The organism is Cellulomonas timonensis, assembly GCF_900046455.1.
Lineage (GTDB): Bacteria > Actinomycetota > Actinomycetes > Actinomycetales > Cellulomonadaceae > Cellulomonas_A > Cellulomonas_A timonensis.
Genome location: NZ_FCOT01000013.1, coordinates 1,085,962 through 1,105,090, shown reverse-complemented (window position 1 = coordinate 1,105,090; position 19,129 = coordinate 1,085,962). Strand labels below are relative to the sequence as shown.

The window sequence follows — 19,129 nt, the reverse complement described above, 5'->3', positions numbered from 1 at the left end:
GCGTCTGTTCCTTGAGAACTCAACAGTGTGCCAAGTAGTCGATGCCAAGATGGTTCATCGTCTGGTGGTTCCCCGCTTTTCGGTGGGGGGTTGCTGGTTGGTGAGTCTTGGTTGACTGAGTGTGTCGTCCACCCCGTGGGTGGCATGCTCGAATCAGCCGAATTAACTGGTCCTGCTTTCGAGTGGGGCTGTTTCGTGTGTCGGTTTCCTTGCCGCTTCGGTGGCAGGGTGCCATGAGACATCTACGGAGAGTTTGATTCTGGCTCAGGACGAACGCTGGCGGCGTGCTTAACACATGCAAGTCGAACGGTGATGACAGGGCTTGCCTTGTCTGATCAGTGGCGAACGGGTGAGTAACACGTGAGTAACCTGCCCTTGACTCTGGAATAACCGCGGGAAACGGCGGCTAATACCGGATACGAGACGCACAGGCATCTGTAGCGTCTGGAAAGATTTATCGGTCAAGGATGGGCTCGCGGCCTATCAGCTTGTTGGTGGGGTGAAGGCCTACCAAGGCGACGACGGGTAGCCGGCCTGAGAGGGCGACCGGCCACACTGGGACTGAGATACGGCCCAGACTCCTACGGGAGGCAGCAGTGGGGAATATTGCACAATGGGCGCAAGCCTGATGCAGCGACGCCGCGTGAGGGATGACGGCCTTCGGGTTGTAAACCTCTTTCAGCAGGGAAGAAGCGAAAGTGACGGTACCTGCAGAAGAAGCGCCGGCTAACTACGTGCCAGCAGCCGCGGTAATACGTAGGGCGCAAGCGTTGTCCGGAATTATTGGGCGTAAAGAGCTCGTAGGCGGTTTGTCGCGTCTGCTGTGAAAACCTGAGGCTCAACCTCGGGCTTGCAGTGGGTACGGGCAGACTAGAGTGCGGTAGGGGTGACTGGAATTCCTGGTGTAGCGGTGGAATGCGCAGATATCAGGAGGAACACCGATGGCGAAGGCAGGTCACTGGGCCGCAACTGACGCTGAGGAGCGAAAGCATGGGGAGCGAACAGGATTAGATACCCTGGTAGTCCATGCCGTAAACGTTGGGCACTAGGTGTGGGGCTCATTCCACGAGTTCCGTGCCGCAGCAAACGCATTAAGTGCCCCGCCTGGGGAGTACGGCCGCAAGGCTAAAACTCAAAGAAATTGACGGGGGCCCGCACAAGCGGCGGAGCATGCGGATTAATTCGATGCAACGCGAAGAACCTTACCAAGGCTTGACATACACCGGAAAAGTGCAGAGATGTGCTCCCCGCAAGGTCGGTGTACAGGTGGTGCATGGTTGTCGTCAGCTCGTGTCGTGAGATGTTGGGTTAAGTCCCGCAACGAGCGCAACCCTCGTCCTATGTTGCCAGCGGGTCATGCCGGGGACTCATAGGAGACTGCCGGGGTCAACTCGGAGGAAGGTGGGGATGACGTCAAATCATCATGCCCCTTATGTCTTGGGCTTCACGCATGCTACAATGGCCGGTACAAAGGGCTGCGATACCGCGAGGTGGAGCGAATCCCAAAAAGCCGGTCTCAGTTCGGATTGGGGTCTGCAACTCGACCCCATGAAGTCGGAGTCGCTAGTAATCGCAGATCAGCAACGCTGCGGTGAATACGTTCCCGGGCCTTGTACACACCGCCCGTCAAGTCACGAAAGTCGGTAACACCCGAAGCCGGTGGCCCAACTCGCAAGAGGGGGAGCCGTCGAAGGTGGGACTGGCGATTGGGACTAAGTCGTAACAAGGTAGCCGTACCGGAAGGTGCGGCTGGATCACCTCCTTTCTAAGGAGCATCTGGCCAGGTCTCTTCGGGGGCCGGGTCCAGGCCCATGTCCCTGGCCGAACGAGCCGGGGGTGGAGCTCAAGGGTGGAACATCGACTATGGCCGGCCGCGATGCGGCCTCCTTCTAGTACGTCCCGGGCTTGCCCGGTTCTGGAACGCGGGGGGTCGTGTGAGGGGTGGGCTTGGCGCACTGTTGGGTCCTGAGGGAACAGCCGGAAGGTTGTTGTCTCGGGTTGCCCCGCTGGCTCGTCTTCGGATGGGTTGCGGTGGGGTGGCTGGATACGGGTCCGTGTGATCGGTCGAACCGCCCAGGTGTTCTTGGGCAGGCGCCGGTGTCAGCACGGGGATCGTTCGTAGCTTGAGAACTGCACAGTGGACGCGAGCATCTTTGTAGAAATTATTGTGGTCAAGTTTTTAAGGGCACAGGGTGGATGCCTTGGCACTAGGAGCCGATGAAGGACGTAGTAGCCTGCGATAAGCCTCGGGGAGTTGGCAAACGAACCGTGATCCGAGGATCTCCGAATGGGGAAACCCCGCTGGAGTCATGTCCAGTGACCCGCACCTGAATATATAGGGTGTGTGGAGGGAACGTCGGGAAGTGAAACATCTCAGTACCGACAGGAAGAGATATTCCGTGAGTAGTGGCGAGCGAAAGCGGATCAGGCCAAACCGTATGCGTGTGATAGCCGGCAGGCGTTGCGTGTGCGGGGTTGTGGGACCTTTCAGCTGGTTCTGCCGAATCAGCAGGGAGTCAGAAAGCCGCGTTATAGTCGAAGGGCATTGAAAGGCCCGGCACAGAGGGTGTGACCCCCGTAGACGAAATGACGCGGCCTCCCGAAGGGGATCCCAAGTAGCACGGGGCCCGAGAAATCCCGTGTGAATCCGGCAAGACCACTTGCTAAGCCTAAATACTACCTAGTGACCGATAGCGGACAAGTACCGTGAGGGAAAGGTGAAAAGTACCCCGGGAGGGGAGTGAAATAGTACCTGAAACCGTGTGCCTACAATCCGTTGGAGCCTCCCTAGCAGGGGTGACAGCGTGCCTTTTGAAGAATGAGCCTGCGAGTTAGTGGTACGTGGCGAGGTTAACCCGTGTGGGGAAGCCGTAGCGAAAGCGAGTCCGAATAGGGCGATTCAGTCGCGTGCTCTAGACCCGAAGCGAAGTGATCTAGCCATGGGCAGGTTGAAGCGCGGGTAAGACCGCGTGGAGGACCGAACCCACTTGGGTTGAAAACCGAGGGGATGACCTGTGGTTAGGGGTGAAAGGCCAATCAAACTTCGTGATAGCTGGTTCTCCCCGAAATGCATTTAGGTGCAGCGTCACGTGTTTCTTACCGGAGGTAGAGCTACTGGATAGCCGATGGGCCCCACAAGGTTACTGACGTTAGCCAAACTCCGAATGCCGGTAAGTGAGAGCGTGGCAGTGAGACTGCGGGGGATAAGCTCCGTAGTCGAGAGGGAAACAGCCCAGACCACCAGCTAAGGCCCCTAAGCGTATGCTAAGTGGGAAAGGATGTGGAGTTGCACAGACAACCAGGAGGTTGGCTTAGAAGCAGCCACCCTTGAAAGAGTGCGTAATAGCTCACTGGTCAAGTGATTCCGCGCCGACAATGTAGCGGGGCTCAAGCATACCGCCGAAGCTGTGGCATTCACACAATAGCTCAGCCCCCTTGTGGGGTTCAGGCGTGTGGATGGGTAGGGGAGCGTCGTGTGGCGAGTGAAGTCGCGGGGTGACCCAGCGGTGGACGCCACACGAGTGAGAATGCAGGCATGAGTAGCGAAAGACGGGTGAGAAACCCGTCCGCCGAATGACCAAGGGTTCCAGGGCCAGGCTAATCCGCCCTGGGTAAGTCGGGACCTAAGGCGAGGCCGACAGGCGTAGTCGATGGACAACGGGTTGATATTCCCGTACCGGCGAAGAACCGCCCATACCGACCCCGGTGATGCTAAGCGCCCGAAGCCGTCCATCGTCCCTTCGGGGACACCGGGCGGGGGAGCGCGCGACCCGAGCCGGCAGTAGGTAAGCGCATTAACAGGGGTGACGCAGGAAGGTAGCCCAGCGTGGCGATGGTAGTCCACGTCCAAGGTTGTAGGGCGAGAGGTAGGCAAATCCGCCTCTCACATAGCCTGAGAACTGATGGTGACCGCGAATGCGGGATGATTGGGTGATCCTATGCTGCCAAGAAAAGCCTCGGCGCGAGGTTCTAGCCGCCCGTACCCTAAACCGACTCAGGTGGTCAGGTAGAGAATACTAAGGCGATCGAGAGAATCGTGGTTAAGGAACTCGGCAAAATGCCCCCGTAACTTCGGGAGAAGGGGGGCCCGAAGCGTGATCCCACTTGCTGGGGGAGCGTGGACGGCCGCAGAGACCAGGGGAAAGCGACTGTTTACTAAAAACACAGGTCCGTGCGAAGTCGCAAGACGATGTATACGGACTGACGCCTGCCCGGTGCTGGAAGGTTAAGAGGACGGGTCAGCCGCAAGGCGAAGCTCAGAATTTAAGCCCCAGTAAACGGCGGTGGTAACTATAACCATCCTAAGGTAGCGAAATTCCTTGTCGGGTAAGTTCCGACCTGCACGAATGGCGTAACGACTTTCCCGCTGTCTCAACCGCGAACTCGGCGAAATTGCACTACGAGTAAAGATGCTCGTTACGCGCAGCAGGACGGAAAGACCCCGGGACCTTTACTATAGCTTGGTATTGGTGTTCGGTGCGGCTTGTGTAGGATAGGTGGGAGACTGTGAAGCCGGCACGCCAGTGTCGGTGGAGTCAACGTTGAAATACCACTCTGGTCGCTCTGGATATCTAACCTCGGTCCGTCATCCGGACCAGGGACAGTGCCTGGTGGGTAGTTTAACTGGGGCGGTTGCCTCCTAAAATGTAACGGAGGCGCTCAAAGGTTCCCTCAGCCTGGTTGGCAATCAGGTGTCGAGTGCAAGTGCACAAGGGAGCTTGACTGTGAGACTGACAGGTCGAGCAGGGACGAAAGTCGGAACTAGTGATCCGGCGGTGGCTTGTGGAAGCGCCGTCGCTCAACGGATAAAAGGTACCCCGGGGATAACAGGCTGATCTTGCCCAAGAGTCCATATCGACGGCATGGTTTGGCACCTCGATGTCGGCTCGTCGCATCCTGTGGCTGGAGTAGGTCCCAAGGGTTGGGCTGTTCGCCCATTAAAGCGGTACGCGAGCTGGGTTTAGAACGTCGTGAGACAGTTCGGTCCCTATCCGCTGCGCGCGCAGGAAACTTGAGAAGGGCTGTCCCTAGTACGAGAGGACCGGGACGGACGAACCTCTGGTGTGCCAGTTGTTCCGCCAGGAGCACGGCTGGTTGGCTACGTTCGGAAGGGATAACCGCTGAAAGCATCTAAGCGGGAAGCCTGCTTCAAGATGAGGTTTCCATGGGGACTAGTGCCCCGAGAGGCTCCCAGCTAGACCACTGGGTAGATAGGCCGGATGTGGAAGGCAGGACGAAAGACTGCTGGAGCTGACCGGTACTAATAAGCCGATGACTTCACCACACTACATTGCTACGCGTCCACTGTGCGGTTCCCGAGATACGAACGGGAATCATCCCGAGATTCATATCTCCATAGAGTTACGGCGGTCATAGCGAGGGGGAAACGCCCGGTCCCATTCCGAACCCGGAAGCTAAGCCCCTCTGCGCCGATGGTACTGCACTCGCCAGGGTGTGGGAGAGTAGGTCGCCGCCGGAACATCATTCAGAAAGAGCCACCCCTATGGGGTGGCTCTTTCTGCGTTCTGGGTATCCTGCTGAAGGAGCCCAGAAGAGAGACACGAGCGTGGGGCGGCGTGCCTGCACACGCGACGGGTGACGCGGTCGACCGCGCCTGCGGGGCCAGATCGAACAGAGCTGCCAGGCGGGGATGAGACCATGGTGGTTGCAGCACGATGAGGGGAACTCACACACATGAACAGTGACGACGGAGCACGTCCGCCCAGGACGCCGCGTACGAACGCAGGCAACACGGGCGGCGCCAGTGACCGGGGACGTCCCGCCGGAGGCGGTCGACCCCCGCGCGTCGCAGGTCAGCCGCCACGCTCAGCGCGAGGCGCGTCGTCATGGGGCGGTGCGAGGGGAAGTGACTCCTCGCGTGGCGCCGCAAGCGGCGGCGCACGACCTGACAGCCGTGGGCAGCGCCCCGAGCGCGACGAGCGCAGCGCGCCCCGGGAGAACTGGGGCGCGGGTCGCGACACCCGCTCCTCGCGGCCCCCACTGGGGGGCGAGTGGCGGTCCACCCCCCGCGACGCCGGCTCCGGCCAGCGATTCCAGCGTGACGACCGGCCGGCTCGGCCCGCCACAGGTGGGCCGCGGCGCGATGGGCAGCGGCCCGACAGCGGCGGCCGTCCGTTCCGCGACGACCGTCGCGGAGCCCAGGACCGTCCGTACCAGCAGCGCGGCGAGCGTCCCGGCGAGGGGCGTCCGTCATTCGACCGGGACAACCGTTCGTCCCGCCCGTCCAACGGTGGTCGTGACGACCGCTTCGGCGGCGCCGCCCGCGGCTCGGACGACCGTCCGCAGCGCGGGGAGCGTCCCTACCGCTCCTCGGGCGATGCCCCGTGGCAGCGTTCCGGCGACTCGCGGCCCGATCGCGGCGACCGCCGTCCTCCGCGTGACGACCGCGGCAGCGGGCAGGGCGATCGCCGTCCCGACGACCGCTCCGGCCGCCCGGACCGTGGCACGGGCGGCTTCCGCCCGTCGAGCTCGGCGCCCCGCCACGAGGGGCAGCGGCCCGGTGGCTCCCGCCGGCCCGGCTCAGACGACCGCCGTCCTCCGCGCGCCGACGACCGCGGCCCCGCGCGCGACGACCGTTACTCGCCCCGCGACTCCCGGCCGTCTGGTGACGCCCGCGGTCCTCGCGACTCCTGGGCTCCTCGTGGCGACCGCTTCGGCGGCCGCGACTCGCGTCCGGCCCGCGATGACCGCTCTCCCCAGCGCGACGAGCGGTTCCCGTCGCGTGACGCGCGACCTGCGCGTGAGGGCTCTCGCTGGAGTGGCGACGCAGGCCGTGCGCCGCGTTCGGACGACCGCCGTCCGCCGCGTGACGACCGGTACCCCGCACGCGACGACCGGCGGTCCGACGAGCGCAGCGGTCGCCCCGACCGAGGTGGCTCGGGCGGCTTCCGTCCGTCCGGATCGGCTCCGCGGTTCGACGGACAGCGGCCGAGCGGCTCGCACCGTCCGGGGTCAGACGATCGCCGTCCGCCGCGTGACGACGCGCGTCCCTCGCGGGATGCGCGTCCGGCTCGCGATGACTTCCGTCCGGCTCGCGATGACTTCCGTCCCGCTCGTGAGGGCTTCCGTCCGGCACGCGACGACTCGGGGTCGCGCGACGCCCGTCCGCCGCGCGATGACTCGCGGCCCCCTCGCTTCGGTGAGCGGCCGCGGGCCGATGACCGTCGGCCCGCTCGTGACGACCGGTCGGGTCGAGGCGAGTCACGTCCTGCACGGCGTGACGAGCGCCCCCGCACTGACGACCGTCGGCCCGCCCGCGACGCTCGACCCGACTCGCGGCCGAGCAGCGGACCCCACGCGGCTCGCGCGCAGTGGTCTGACCGCCCTGTGCGTGACCGCGAGGACGCACGCCCGTCGCGTCCGCCGCAGAGTGTGCGCGACGCTGCCCCGGAGCTGCCCGAGGACATCCAGTTCTCGGACCTCGACCGTGCCGTGCGCGCCCGGCTGCGGACGCTGAGCAAGGAGAACGCCGAGAACGTCGGCCTGCACCTGGTGATGGCCGGGCGGCTGCTCGACGAGCAGCCCGAGTTGTCGTACGAGCACGCTCAGGCGGCTGTGCGCCGGGCTGGCCGGGTCGACGTGGTCCGGGAGGCCGCAGGGCTCGCGGCCTATCGGACGGGTCGGTTCGCGGAGGCGCTGCGCGAGCTGCGCACCGTGCGCCGGCTGAATGGGTCCTCGGAGCACCTGGCGATCATGGCCGACTGCGAGCGGGGACTGGGCCGCCCGGAGCGCGCCCTGGCCCTCGCGTCGAGCCCCGAGGCAGAGGGCCTCGAGCCTGCGGCCCGGGTCGAGCTGGCGATCGTCGTCAGCGGCGCCCGACTCGAGCTCGGCGAGCCCGACTCTGCCGTCGCGGCCCTCGCGACGCCCGAGGCCCGCGGCGCGACAGGGGTGCTCGCTGTGCGTGTCGCCCAGGCGCGCGCCACTGCCCTGGAGGCAGCGGGCAAGCCGGCTGAGGCGGAGGCGGAGCTGGCGCCGTTCACCGAGCAGCAGCTCGCTGAGGCATCTGGCCAGCTCGTCGGCGAGGACGAGGACGACGTGGTCGTCTACGACCTGGACGACGAGGTCGAGCCGGTCTCTGAGGTTGAGCCGGTCTCCGACGTTGACGACGACGCCACCGGTGACTCCGGTGACCACAACGCCGACGACGAGGAGCGCGTCGTCGCGCCGACTGCCGTCGACGAGGTGGACGAGGCGACGCCGGAGGGCCAGCTGTGAGGGGCGGGCTGCTGGGATGCGACATCCCGCTCGCGGCGCGTTATGACCTCGCGTTGGTGGACCTTGACGGAGTGGCCTATCGGGGCCATGAGCCGATCGCTGGCGCCGCAGAGGGCCTGGCCGGCGCGCGTGCGCTCGGCCAGCGCCTGGTGTTCGTCACGAACAACGCCTCGCGAGAGCCCGAGTCGGTGGCCGGGCAGCTCACGGGGCTGGGCATCCCCGCGACGCCAGAGGAGGTGATGACGGCGGCCCAGGCCGCCGCCGTCGTCCTGACCACCCGCCTGCCGCGCGGCGCCAAGGTGCTCGTGGTGGGCGGCGCCGGACTCGTCACTGCTGTGCGCGCCGCGGGCTACACCGTGGTGACGTCTGCTGACGACGAGCCCGACGCGGTGGCGCAGGGCTTCGCGCCTGAGCTGGGCTGGGCCCAGCTCGCCGAGGCGGCGTATGCCGTGCAGCGGGGCGCATGGCATGTGGCGAGCAACCTCGACCTGAGCCTGCCGACCGCCCGGGGTTTCGCCCCGGGGAACGGCGCCCTCGTGGGGGCCGTCCGGGCAGCGACAGGTGTCGAGCCGTCCAGTGCGGGCAAGCCGTCGCCCACGATGTACCAGCTCGCAGTCGATCGGGCCGGCGCACGGTCGCCGCTCGTCATCGGCGACCGGCTGGACACGGACCTGGGTGGGGCGCGCGCCGCCGAGTACCCGGGGCTGCATGTGCTGACCGGTGTGAGCACGGCGCGCGACGACGTGCTCGCCGTGCCGGGTGAGCGGCCGTCGTTCATCGGCGCCGACCTGCGCTCGTTGCTGGCTCCCCACCCCGAGCCCACTCCGGGCGCCGAGGGCTGGTGGGCCTGTCGCGGCGCCGCGGCCCGGGTGCGCGACGGGCGGCTCGAACTGCACCGTGAGGCGGACGCCGGCCCGGCGTCCATCGAGGACGGCGTGGACTTGGTCCGCGCCGCCTGCGCGGCGGCATGGTCGGCCGTCGACGCCGGCGAGGCGCTCGACCCGGAATCGGTGCCCGACCTGGATGTGCACGACGTCAGCTCCGAGGCGGTCGCCCGGTAGCGTGGCTGTGCGCGTGGCGGCGCCCCGTCCTGGGGCGCTGCCACGAGTCCCACAAGGGAACTGACGACGGGGAGTGGACAGCGGTGAGTGACGTGGACGAGGCACGCATCGAGCGCGCGCCCCAGGAGGCCGGTGTGCCCCGCGCGCCAGGCGTGCCCCGCGCGCCAGGCGTGCCCCGTGCGCCAGGCATCCCCCGCGATCCCGGTGTCCCTCGTGACCCCGGGGCGTCGCGCGAGCCCCAGGCTGGCGAGGCGGGCGACGCTCGGGTGGACGAGGCGCTGGCCGGGTTGGACGACTTGTCGACGCTGCCGCTGCATGCGCACGTCACCGCCTTCGAGGGCATCCACTCTGCTCTGCAGTCGCGTCTCGCGGACACCGAGGGCTGAGGACGAGATGAGCTCCCGTCTGGACAGCGAGCTCGTGCGGCGTGGGGTGGCCCGTTCCCGCCGCCATGCCGCCGAGCTCATCGCTGCCGGCCGTGTGCTCGTCGACGGCGCAGTGGCCCGCCGCAGCGCGACCGCCGTCCACGACGGGCAGCAGGTCGAGGTCGAGGGGGCGCAGGACGCCGAGCCGGCATTCGCGTCTCGGGCCGCGCACAAGCTGCTGGGAGCCCTCGACACCTGGTCGGGCTCCGGCCTGCGAGTCGAGGGCCGCATGTGCCTGGACGCGGGCGCCAGCACCGGAGGGTTCACCGACGTGCTGCTGCGCCGTGGGGCGGCGCGGGTGGTCGCCGTCGACGTCGGGCACGACCAGATGGTGCAGTCGCTGCGTGAGGACCCCCGAGTCGACGTCCGCGAGGGCGTGAACGTGCGGCACCTCGCCGCGGGCGACGTGGATCCCGCGCCCGAGCTGGTGGTCGCCGACCTCTCGTTCATCTCCCTGACGCTCGTGCTGCCCGCCCTCGTGGCGGTGGCACGGCCCGATGCGGACCTGGTCGTCATGGTGAAGCCGCAGTTCGAGGTCGGCCGCGAGCGGCTGGGCTCCGGCGGGGTCGTGCGCTCGCCCGCGTTGCGGGTCGAGGCGGTGCTCGGCGTCGCCCGTGCGGCGGTGCGGCTCGGACTGGACGTCGCAGGCGTGGCGCCGAGCCCGCTGCCGGGGCCGAGCGGCAACGTGGAGTACTTCTTGTGGTTGCGTCGGGCGGAGACCCCCTCCTCGGACGTGGAGCTCGTCGAGCAGGTGGAGCGCGCGGTCCGCGCCGCACCCGCGACCGGAGGTGGAGAGGCGTGACACGTCGTGCACTGGTCGTGACCCACAGCGGTCGCGAGGAGGCGGTCGCCGCCACGCGGGAGACGCTGCGGGCGCTGGAGGCAGTCGGGATGACGCCCGTGCTCGCCGTCGACGACGGTGAGCCGACGCCTCTCGGGGACCTGGAGATGGCGATCGTGCTCGGCGGCGACGGCACCATCCTGCGGGCGGCGGAGCTGACGCGCGGGACGGGCGTGCCGCTGCTGGGCGTCAACCTCGGCCACGTCGGCTTCTTGGCGGAGAGCGAGCGGGAGAACATCGCGGAGGCGGTGCGTCGGCTCGCCGATGGCGCGTACGAGGTGGAGGAGCGCGGCACCTTGGACGTGACGGTCCACCTGCCGGGCGACGCGGAGCCCGCGACGGGGTGGGCGCTGAACGAGGCCGCGCTCGAGAAGAGCGACCCGGCGCGGATGATCGAGGTGGTCGTCGAGGTCGACGGCCGTCCGTTGTCGTCCTTCGGCTGCGACGGGGTGGTGATGGCCACGTCGACGGGCTCGACGGCGCATGCGTTCTCCGCGGGCGGGCCGGTGGTGTGGCCGGATGTCGCCGGGATGATCCTCGTGCCCCTCTCGGCCCACGCGTTGTTCTCCCGGCCGTTGGTGGTCGGCCCGTCGAGCGTCCTGGCCGTCGAGCTGATGAGCCGCTCCCCAGCCAGCGCGATCCTGAGCTGTGACGGGAGGCGCCGCATCGAGGTCCCGGTCGGCTCGCGGGTGGAGGTGGGCGCGAGCCCGATACCCGTCCGGTTGGCCCGGCTGACGCACGCGCCTTTCACCGACCGGCTGGTCAGCAAGTTCGGCCTGCCTGTCGAGGGCTGGCGCGGGGGAGCAGAGGCGCTCCGCCCGTACGGGACATCCATCGGACGGGAGGGCTGAGCCGTGCTTGAGGAGATCCGGATCCAGGACCTGGGTGTGATCGGCCGCGCGCACGTCCCCCTGCGGCCCGGTCTCACCGTGCTCACGGGTGAGACGGGCGCCGGCAAGACGATGGTGCTCACCGGGCTCAACCTGCTGCTCGGCGGCAAGGCGGACCCCGCGACCGTGCGCACCGGTGGCGCGTCGGCCGCCGTCGAGGGCCGCGTGCTGCTGCCGGCCGGCCCCCCGGTGCTGGCCCGCGCGCTCGAGGCAGGTGGGGCTCTCGACGACGACGGCTCGCTGGTGCTCGTGCGGACCGTCGGCGCGGCGACCCCCGACTCCCCGGGGCGGTCCCGGGCCTTCCTGGGCGGCCGGTCGGTGCCGCAGGCGGTGCTGGCCGAGATCGCCGACGAGCTCGTGACCGTGCACGGCCAGGCCGACCAGGCGCGGCTGCGCTCGCCGGCGCGCCAGCGTCAGGCCCTGGACGCCTACGCGGGCCCGGCGCCCCAGGGCCCGCTCGTGTCCTACCGGGCGAGCTGGTCCGAGCGCCAAGCCGGCGCCGCCGAGTTGCGCGAGCTGACCGAGCGCAAGCACGACCGCGCACGTGAGGCCGAGCTGCTGCGGCTGGGCCTCGGCGAGGGGGAGCGCGTCGCCCCGCAGCCTGGCGAGGACGTCGCGCTCGCTGCCGAGGTCGACCGGCTCGCCCATGCGGAGGACCTGCGCGCCGCGGCGAGCGGGGCGCACGCGGTCCTGGTCGGCGACGACAGCGTGGCGCTCGGCGAGGAGCAGGCCGTGGCGACACTTGTCGAGCACGCTCGGCGCTCGCTCGAGCAGGTGGGGGAGCATGACGCGACGCTCGCGGCGCTCGCCACCCGGGTGGCCGAGGCCGGGTTCCTCCTGACCGACGCGGCCGCCGAGCTGGCGTCCTACCTCGGCGACCTGCAGGCCGATCCCGCACGGCTCGACCAAGCGCAGCGCCGCCGTTCCGAGCTGGCGTCGCTGACCCGCAACTACGGCGCCGACATCGCCGAGGTGCTCGACTGGGCGGACACCGCCGGCCGCCGGCTGCTCGACCTGGACGGCGGGGACGAGCAGCTGGTTGCCCTCACCGCGCGACGGGACGAGCTCACCTCCACGCTGGAGTCCCTCGGTGCGTCCATCAGCGCCGGGCGCCGACAGGCTGCCGAGTCGCTCGCGGACGCCGTGACAGCGGAGCTGGCCGGGCTCGCCATGAGCGGCGCCCGGCTGGAGGTCCGGGTCGACCCCGCCGACGAGCCCGGGCCGCACGGCGCCGACGTCGTCGAGATGCTCCTGGTCCCGCACGCCGGCGCGCCGGCCCGTCCACTCGGCAAGGGGGCGTCGGGCGGTGAGCTGTCGCGCGTGATGCTCGCGATCGAGGTCGCGCTCGCCACAGCCCCTGGATCCGGCGCGCCCCGGCCCGCCACGTTCGTCTTCGACGAGGTGGACGCCGGAGTGGGCGGCAAGGCCGCAGTCGAAGTGGGCCGCCGCCTCGCGGCCCTCGCGCGCGGCGGGCAGGTGCTCGTGGTGACGCACCTCGCACAGGTGGCGGCGTTCGCCGACCAGCACCTCGTCGTGACGAAGTCCACAGGCGACGGGGTCGACCTGGTGACTGAGTCCGACGTGCGGAACGTCACGGATGAGGAGCGCGTGCGCGAGCTGGCACGCATGCTCTCAGGCCAGGAGGACTCGGACGCCGCACGGACCCACGCGGCCGAGCTTCTCAGCCTCTCCGGCATGGGACGATGAGCCCCGATGAGAGTCTCGCTGCGCAAGCGCGCCCCCCTGCCCGACGAGCCCGGGATCGTCGGGCCCGCCCGTGTCGACCCTCGGACGAAGGCGCTGACCAAGCGGTTGCGGCCGGGCGACGTCGCCGTCATCGACCACCTGGACATCGACCGGGTCTCCGCTGAGGCGCTCGTCGCCTGCCAGCCGGCCGCCGTCCTCAACGCCTCGCTCTCGACGTCGGGCAGGTACCCGAACCTGGGCCCCGAGATCCTCATCCAGGCGGGCATCCCGCTGATCGACGATCTCGGCCCGGACGTCATGACCATCCCGGACGGCCACGTCCTGCGCGTGGTCGATGGCGCGGTGCACGACGGCGCGACGTTGGTGGCCGAGGGCGTCGTGCAGACGGCTGAGTCGGTCGAGGCCGCGATGGCCGAGGCGCGCGCAGGGCTGTCGGTGCAGCTCGAGTCGTTCGCGGCGAACACGATGGACTACCTGCGGCGCGAGCGGGACCTGCTGCTCGACGGCGTCGGGGTGCCGGACATCTCGACGGTGATCGACGGCCGGCAGGTGCTCATCGTCGTGCGCGGCTACCACTACAAGGAAGACCTGGTCACGCTGCGGCCCTACATCCGCGAGTACCGGCCGGTGCTCATCGGGGTGGACGGCGGCGCGGACGCGATCCTCGAGGCCGGGTGGACCCCCGACCTCATCGTGGGCGACATGGACTCCGTCTCCGACCGCGCGCTCCGGTGCGGCGCCGAGGTCGTGGTGCACGCCTACCGCGACGGCCGGGCTCCTGGACTCGCCCGCGTGGAGCAGCTCGGCGTCGAGCACGTCGTCTTCCCCGCGACGGGGACCAGTGAGGACGTCGCGATGCTGCTGGCCGACGACAAGGGCGCCGAGCTGATCGTCGCCGTCGGCACGCACGCCACACTCGTGGAGTTCCTCGACAAGGGGCGCTCGGGCATGGCGTCGACATTCCTCACGCGCCTGCGGGTCGGCAGCAAGCTCGTCGACGCCAAGGGCGTCTCGCGGCTGTACCGTCAGCGCATCTCCAACGTGCAGCTCCTGCTGCTCGTCCTGGCCGGGCTGCTCGCGCTCGGCGTCGCGCTTGCCTCCACGGAGGCGGGGCAGACGCTGCTCGGCCTCACCGGGGCCCGGTTCGACGACCTCTTCTCGTGGTTCCGCTCGATCTTCAGCTCGACGTCATGACGACATCGCAGATGATCCGGCCCACGCCCGCACCTGACCGAGAGACCACATCGTGATCGACTTCCGCTACCACATCGTCTCGCTCATCTCGGTGTTCCTGGCGCTCGCCGTCGGCATCGCGCTCGGCGCCGGGCCGCTCAAGGAGACCATCGGCGACACCCTCACCGGGCAGGTGCAGGCGCTGCGCGCGGAGAAGGAGACCCTGCGCGCGGAGGCCGACGTGGCCAACGCCGACCTGCAGAACGCCACGACCTACATCGAGGCCGCCGCGCCCCAGCTCCTGTCCGGGGCACTGGCCGAGCGCCGCGTCGCGGTCATCGCGCTGGGCGAGGTCACCGAGGAGGAGGTCGACGGAGTCGAGGCGCAGCTCACGGCTGCCGGCGCCCAGGTCAGCGGGGTCGTCACGCTCACCGAGGCGTGGACCGACCCTGGCCTGCGCAGCTTCCGGCAGGCGCTGGTCGGCACCCTGGTGGAGTACCTCGACCCGGTGCCCGCCGACGACACCGGCACTGACGCCGAGCTGGCCATCGCGCTCGTGCAAGCGCTCACCGGCGCCAACCCGCAGGCCCCGAACGAGTTCTCCGAGCCCGCCACTGTGCTGCTCGAGCTGCTGAGCGTCGACGAGAAGCCGCTGCTCACGGGGGCCGACTCCGTCACGGCCCCGGCTGACGCGATCGTCGTCCTCACGCCGCAGGGCGCGAACGACGACGACCAGGCAGTCGACGAGGACGAGGCCGCCGCTGTGGCATCGGCGCAGCTGGCCGTGCTGACGGCTGCGCAGGACGGCTCCGAGGGCGCGGTCCTGGCCGACGCGGGCACATCCACGACGAGCCTGACGAGCCTGGTGCTCGCCGACGACACGCTCGCGGAGACGATCACGACGGTCTCGGGAACGGACGAGGTCGCCGGACAGGTCACGGTGCCACTCGCGCTCAATGCGCGGATCGCCGGCGTGAACGGCCACTACGGGTTCGCCGAGGGGGAGACCACGGTGCCGACGAAGGTCGCGCTCACCCCCGTGGACCGCACACCGCAGCCCGTGACGCCCGATGGCGTGGCCGACGACCCCGCCGCGCCTGACGGCGCCGCCGGATGAGCGTCGGGATGGGGCAACGGCTCGCAGCGGCGCTCGCGGCGTCCGGAGCCACCCTCGCGGTGCGGGGAGCCCTCGACGAGGACCCGCCCGGCGGCTCGCGCCGCTGGACCCGGATGAACCACCGTGGCGAGCCGGTCAGCCTGCTCTCCGGGCCGGCCGCCGCCGTCGGGCTGCTGGCCGGAGGGGTGATCGGCGCCTCGTCGGCCCGTGGCGCGGTCGCCACCGGGCTCGCGACGACTGCCGGCGCCACGTTCGGGCTGATCGACGACCTCGCCGAGGACCAGGACCGGCGCGCGAAGGGACTGCGCGGCCACCTGGGCGCGCTGCGGTCCGGGCGTCTCACCACCGGGGCGCTCAAGGTGCTGGGCATCGGGGCGGGCGCGCTGGCCGCCGCCGCCGTGGCGACCCCGCTGCGGTCGGCTGACGGGTCCCGGCGCTCGGCCCTCGGGTGGACCGCCGACGTCGCGGCGTCCGGCGCCCTGATCGCCGCCTCGGCGAACCTGGTCAACCTGCTGGACCTGCGGCCCGGGCGGGCGCTCAAGGCCGTCGCCCTCGCGGCGGCCCCCATGGCGGTCGCCGGGGGAGCGGGCGCCGGGACGGCGGCCGCCGTCGTCGGTGTCGCCTCCGCGGGGCTCGAGGCGGACCTCGCCGAGCGGGACATGCTCGGGGACGGCGGCGCCAATGCCCTCGGCGCCATGCTCGGCGCCGCGGTGGTGCTCGACGCGCCCCGGCGGGTGCGCCTCGCGCTGCTCGCGGGCGCCGTCGGCCTGACGGTGGCCAGCGAGCGTGTCAGCTTCACCCAGGTCATCGCCCGCACCCCCGTGCTCCGCGAGCTCGACGCCTGGGGCAGGCGCCCGGCGGCGCCCGCCGGAGACGAGAGCCGCCCCGCGTGAGCACGTCGACGAGGCGGGCGCTGGGCGGCCTCGCCAGCGCGGCGGCGATGATCGCCGCGATCACGGTGATCAGCCGGCTGCTCGGCTTCGGGCGATGGTTCGTGCAGGCCGGCGCCGTCGGCTCCGGCCTGATCGGCGGGGCGTACAACACCGCGAACACCCTGCCGAACGTGCTGTTCGAGGTCGCCGCGGGCGGCGCGCTCGCCGGGGCGCTGATCCCCGTCATCACCGGGCCCCTGCGGCGCGGTGACCGGGCCGAGGTCAACCGCATCTCCTCCGCGCTGCTGGGCTGGACGTTGCTGGTGCTCGTGCCGTTGGCGATCGTGCTCGCCCTCGCCGCCGACCCGCTCGCTCGGCTGTTCGCGGGGATCAGCGAGGGCCCCGTCGAGCCCGAGTTGATCCGCTACTTCATCCTGGTCTTCGCGGTGCAGATCCCGCTCTACGGGCTCGGCGTCGTGTTGTCCGGCCTGCTCCAGGCGCAGCGCCGGTTCTTCTGGCCGGCCCTCGCCCCGGCGCTGTCCACGGCGGTGGTCATCGTCGCGTACGCCGTCTACGGGCAGCTCGCGGACCAGCAGCGCAACGACGCGTCGGCGCTGCCGCCCGGCGCCTTGGACTGGCTGGCCTGGGGCACCACGGCGGGGGTCGCGGCGATGAGCCTGCCGCTGCTCATCCCGGTGCTGCGCTCGGGCGTGCGCTTCCGGCCCACGTTGAGCTTCCCGCCCGGGGTGGCCGCCCGGGTGCGCAGCCTCGCGTTCGCGGGGATCGGCGCCCTGGTCGCCCAGCAGGCCTCCGTCGTGGTGATGCTGCTGCTGGCCGGTGGGCGGGCATGGACCGTCTTCCTGTACGCCCAGGCCGTCTACTTGCTCCCGTACGCCGTCCTGGCGGTCCCGTTGGCGACGAGCACGTTCCCGCGGCTCGCCGATCGTGCCGCCCGGCCGGCCCGCGAGGGCTTCGCCGAGATGGCGGCGCTGACCACCCGCGCCGTGGTCGTCGCGGCGGGTGTCGGGGTGGCCGCGCTGATCGCCGCCGCACCGGCTGTCGCCGAGCTGTTCATCTCGATCGCGCAGCCCGAGGAGTCCGGCCTGGTCGTGGCGATGGGACCCGCGCTGACCTGGATGGCGCCGGGCCTGCTGGGCTTCGCGCTGCTGTTCCACGTCTCTCGGGCCCTGTACGCACTGGAGCGCGGACGGGCCGCCGTCGTCGCCGCGGCCTGGGGCTGGTCCGCCGTCGCCGTGTCCGCCGGGCTCCTAGCCTGGCTCTGGGTCCCCACGGGCGACGACGCCCGCATGCTCACCGCCCTCGGGGTGGCGAACACGATCGGCATGACGGTGGCCGGCGTGGCGCTGCTGGCGGCGTTGCGGCGGGCCGGTGGCACGGGGGTGCTGCACGGCTTCCCGCGCACATTGACGGTCCTCGCGGCCGGGGTGCTCGTCGGCGCCGTCGCGGGCCGGTGGACCACCGTCGAGGCGCTGGCGATCTTCGGCCACGGCTGGGCGCCAGCCGTCGGCGCGGGCGCCGGGGGTGGCGCGCTAGCGGTGCTGGTGGTCGTCGCCGCTGTCCTGGCTTTCGACAGGGGGACGCTGCGGGGGGTCCTGGGACTGGACCGCGGCGCCCGTCCGCTGGCGGCGCACGGCGGCGACGAGGGAGACACGCCATGAGGATCTTGCAGGTGCTGGGGTCGAGCGCGGGCGGCGTGGCGCGTCACGTCGCCCAGATCACGAGCGCGTTGGGCGAGACAGTGCCGGAGTCGGAGCAGGCGGACACCGTGCACGTGGCCGGACCGCCGGAGCTGGCCGTTGTGGTCGCCCCGCGCGACGGGGCAGCCGTCTTCCACGCGACGCCGATCGCGGACCGGCCGCGCCCCGCCGATGTCCGGGCGGTGCTCCGGCTTCGCGCCCTGGCGTCGGGCGCCCATGTGGTGCACGCCCACGGCCTGCGCGCGGGCGCTCTCGCGGTGCTCGCGGTCCGATCCCTCCCGTCCCGGTCGCGTCCCCGAGTGGTCGTCACCCTGCACAACCTGCCCGTCGGCGGCCGCGCCATCCGTGCGGTCTCCGCAGTGCTCGAGCGGGTCGTGGCGCGTGGCGCGGATGTGGTGCTCGGCGTCTCGGGGGACCTCGTCACCCTTGCCCGGGCCCGGGGCGCACGCCAGGCGCTGCGCGCGCTGGTCCCCGCGCCGCCGCTGCCCGAGCCCGGCGTGGACCGTGCCGCGGTGCGGAGCGCGCTCGGCCTGGGGGCGGACGACATGCTCGTGGTGAGCGTGGCGCGGCTGGCGCCGCAGAAGGGCCTGGGGCTGCTCGCGGACGCGGCTGCCCGGCTCAGCCCGGCTCCGGGGCAGCGCGGCCTGCTGTGGGCCGTCGCGGGTGACGGGCCGCTCCGCGGCGAGCTGCAGTCGCGCATCGACGCCGAACGGCTCCCGGTGCGCCTCCTCGGGCGTCGTGAGGACGTGGCCGACCTGATGGCGGCCGCCGACGTCGTGGCCAGCACCGCCGTGTGGGAAGGGCAGCCCATCGCGGTGCAGGAGGCGCTCCAGCTCGGCGCCCCCGTCGTCGCCACCGACGCGGGAGGCACCCGGGAGGTCACCGGGGACGCTGCCGTGCTGGTGCCGGTGGGCGACGTCGACGGCCTGGCGCAGGCCCTGGGCGAGGTCCTCGGGGACCCGACGCATCGCGCGGCGCTCGCTGCGGCGTCCCGGGCACAGGCGGCGACGCTGCCCCGTGTCGCCGACGTCGTGGCGCAACTCCGTGCCGTCTACAGCGGGCGGGCCTCGTCGCGTGACTGACCGCGCCG

At 70.2% G+C, this 19,129-nt stretch carries 11 protein-coding genes and 3 rRNA genes; all 14 read left to right on the top strand.

The genetic code is table 11. From position 1 onward, the window contains the following. Window positions 1-241 precede the first annotated feature (241 nt). Window positions 242-1,765 (top strand): 16S ribosomal RNA (locus BN3788_RS18425). A 404-nt stretch (window positions 1,766-2,169) separates the two neighbouring features. Continuing rightward, window positions 2,170-5,284, top strand: a 23S ribosomal RNA gene (locus BN3788_RS18420). A gap of 78 nt (window positions 5,285-5,362) precedes the next feature. After that, window positions 5,363-5,479: ribosomal RNA gene (rrf, locus tag BN3788_RS18415) — 5S ribosomal RNA — on the top strand. Together the 16S, 23S and 5S rRNA genes form the textbook arrangement of a ribosomal RNA operon. Before the next feature lie 1,913 nt (window positions 5,480-7,392). Further along, entirely contained in the window at window positions 7,393-8,235 is an 843-nt protein-coding gene (locus BN3788_RS18405) for a hypothetical protein (RefSeq protein WP_187138399.1), read from the top strand. Beyond that, window positions 8,232-9,296, top strand: a complete 1,065-nt coding sequence (locus BN3788_RS18400) for an HAD-IIA family hydrolase (RefSeq protein WP_066589355.1) — start codon at window positions 8,232-8,234, stop codon at window positions 9,294-9,296. Before BN3788_RS18405 ends, BN3788_RS18400 begins: the two co-directional genes overlap by 4 nt. A gap of 92 nt (window positions 9,297-9,388) precedes the next feature. Continuing rightward, entirely contained in the window at window positions 9,389-9,682 is a 294-nt protein-coding gene (locus tag BN3788_RS19935) for a hypothetical protein (protein WP_066589352.1), read from the top strand. A gap of 7 nt (window positions 9,683-9,689) precedes the next feature. Continuing rightward, the gene (locus tag BN3788_RS18390) at window positions 9,690-10,523 is read left to right on the top strand and encodes a TlyA family RNA methyltransferase (protein ID WP_066589347.1); all 834 of its coding nucleotides are present in this window, start codon (window positions 9,690-9,692) and stop codon (window positions 10,521-10,523) included. After that, window positions 10,520-11,413, top strand: coding sequence for an NAD kinase (locus BN3788_RS18385; protein WP_066589345.1), 894 nt, complete (start codon window positions 10,520-10,522; stop codon window positions 11,411-11,413). The genes BN3788_RS18390 and BN3788_RS18385 overlap by 4 nt, the downstream gene beginning before the upstream one ends. Before the next feature lie 3 nt (window positions 11,414-11,416). Next, entirely contained in the window at window positions 11,417-13,159 is a 1,743-nt protein-coding gene (gene recN, locus BN3788_RS18380; protein ID WP_066589342.1) for a DNA repair protein RecN, read from the top strand. Window positions 13,160-13,165: 6 nt separating this feature from the next. Next, on the top strand, window positions 13,166-14,353 hold the full coding sequence (steA, locus tag BN3788_RS18375; RefSeq protein WP_066589341.1) for a putative cytokinetic ring protein SteA: 1,188 nt from the start codon (window positions 13,166-13,168) through the stop codon (window positions 14,351-14,353). A gap of 52 nt (window positions 14,354-14,405) precedes the next feature. After that, window positions 14,406-15,449, top strand: coding sequence for a copper transporter (locus BN3788_RS18370; protein WP_066589339.1), 1,044 nt, complete (start codon window positions 14,406-14,408; stop codon window positions 15,447-15,449). Further along, on the top strand, window positions 15,446-16,342 hold the full coding sequence (locus BN3788_RS18365; RefSeq protein ID WP_066589337.1) for a hypothetical protein: 897 nt from the start codon (window positions 15,446-15,448) through the stop codon (window positions 16,340-16,342). The genes BN3788_RS18370 and BN3788_RS18365 overlap by 4 nt, the downstream gene beginning before the upstream one ends. Continuing rightward, window positions 16,339-18,000 (top strand): murein biosynthesis integral membrane protein MurJ, encoded by a 1,662-nt coding sequence (murJ, locus tag BN3788_RS18360; protein WP_066589331.1) that lies wholly within the window; start codon window positions 16,339-16,341, stop codon window positions 17,998-18,000. Before BN3788_RS18365 ends, murJ begins: the two co-directional genes overlap by 4 nt. After that, the gene (locus BN3788_RS18355) at window positions 17,997-19,121 is read left to right on the top strand and encodes a glycosyltransferase (protein WP_082813047.1); all 1,125 of its coding nucleotides are present in this window, start codon (window positions 17,997-17,999) and stop codon (window positions 19,119-19,121) included. Before murJ ends, BN3788_RS18355 begins: the two co-directional genes overlap by 4 nt. Window positions 19,122-19,129 lie beyond the last annotated feature (8 nt).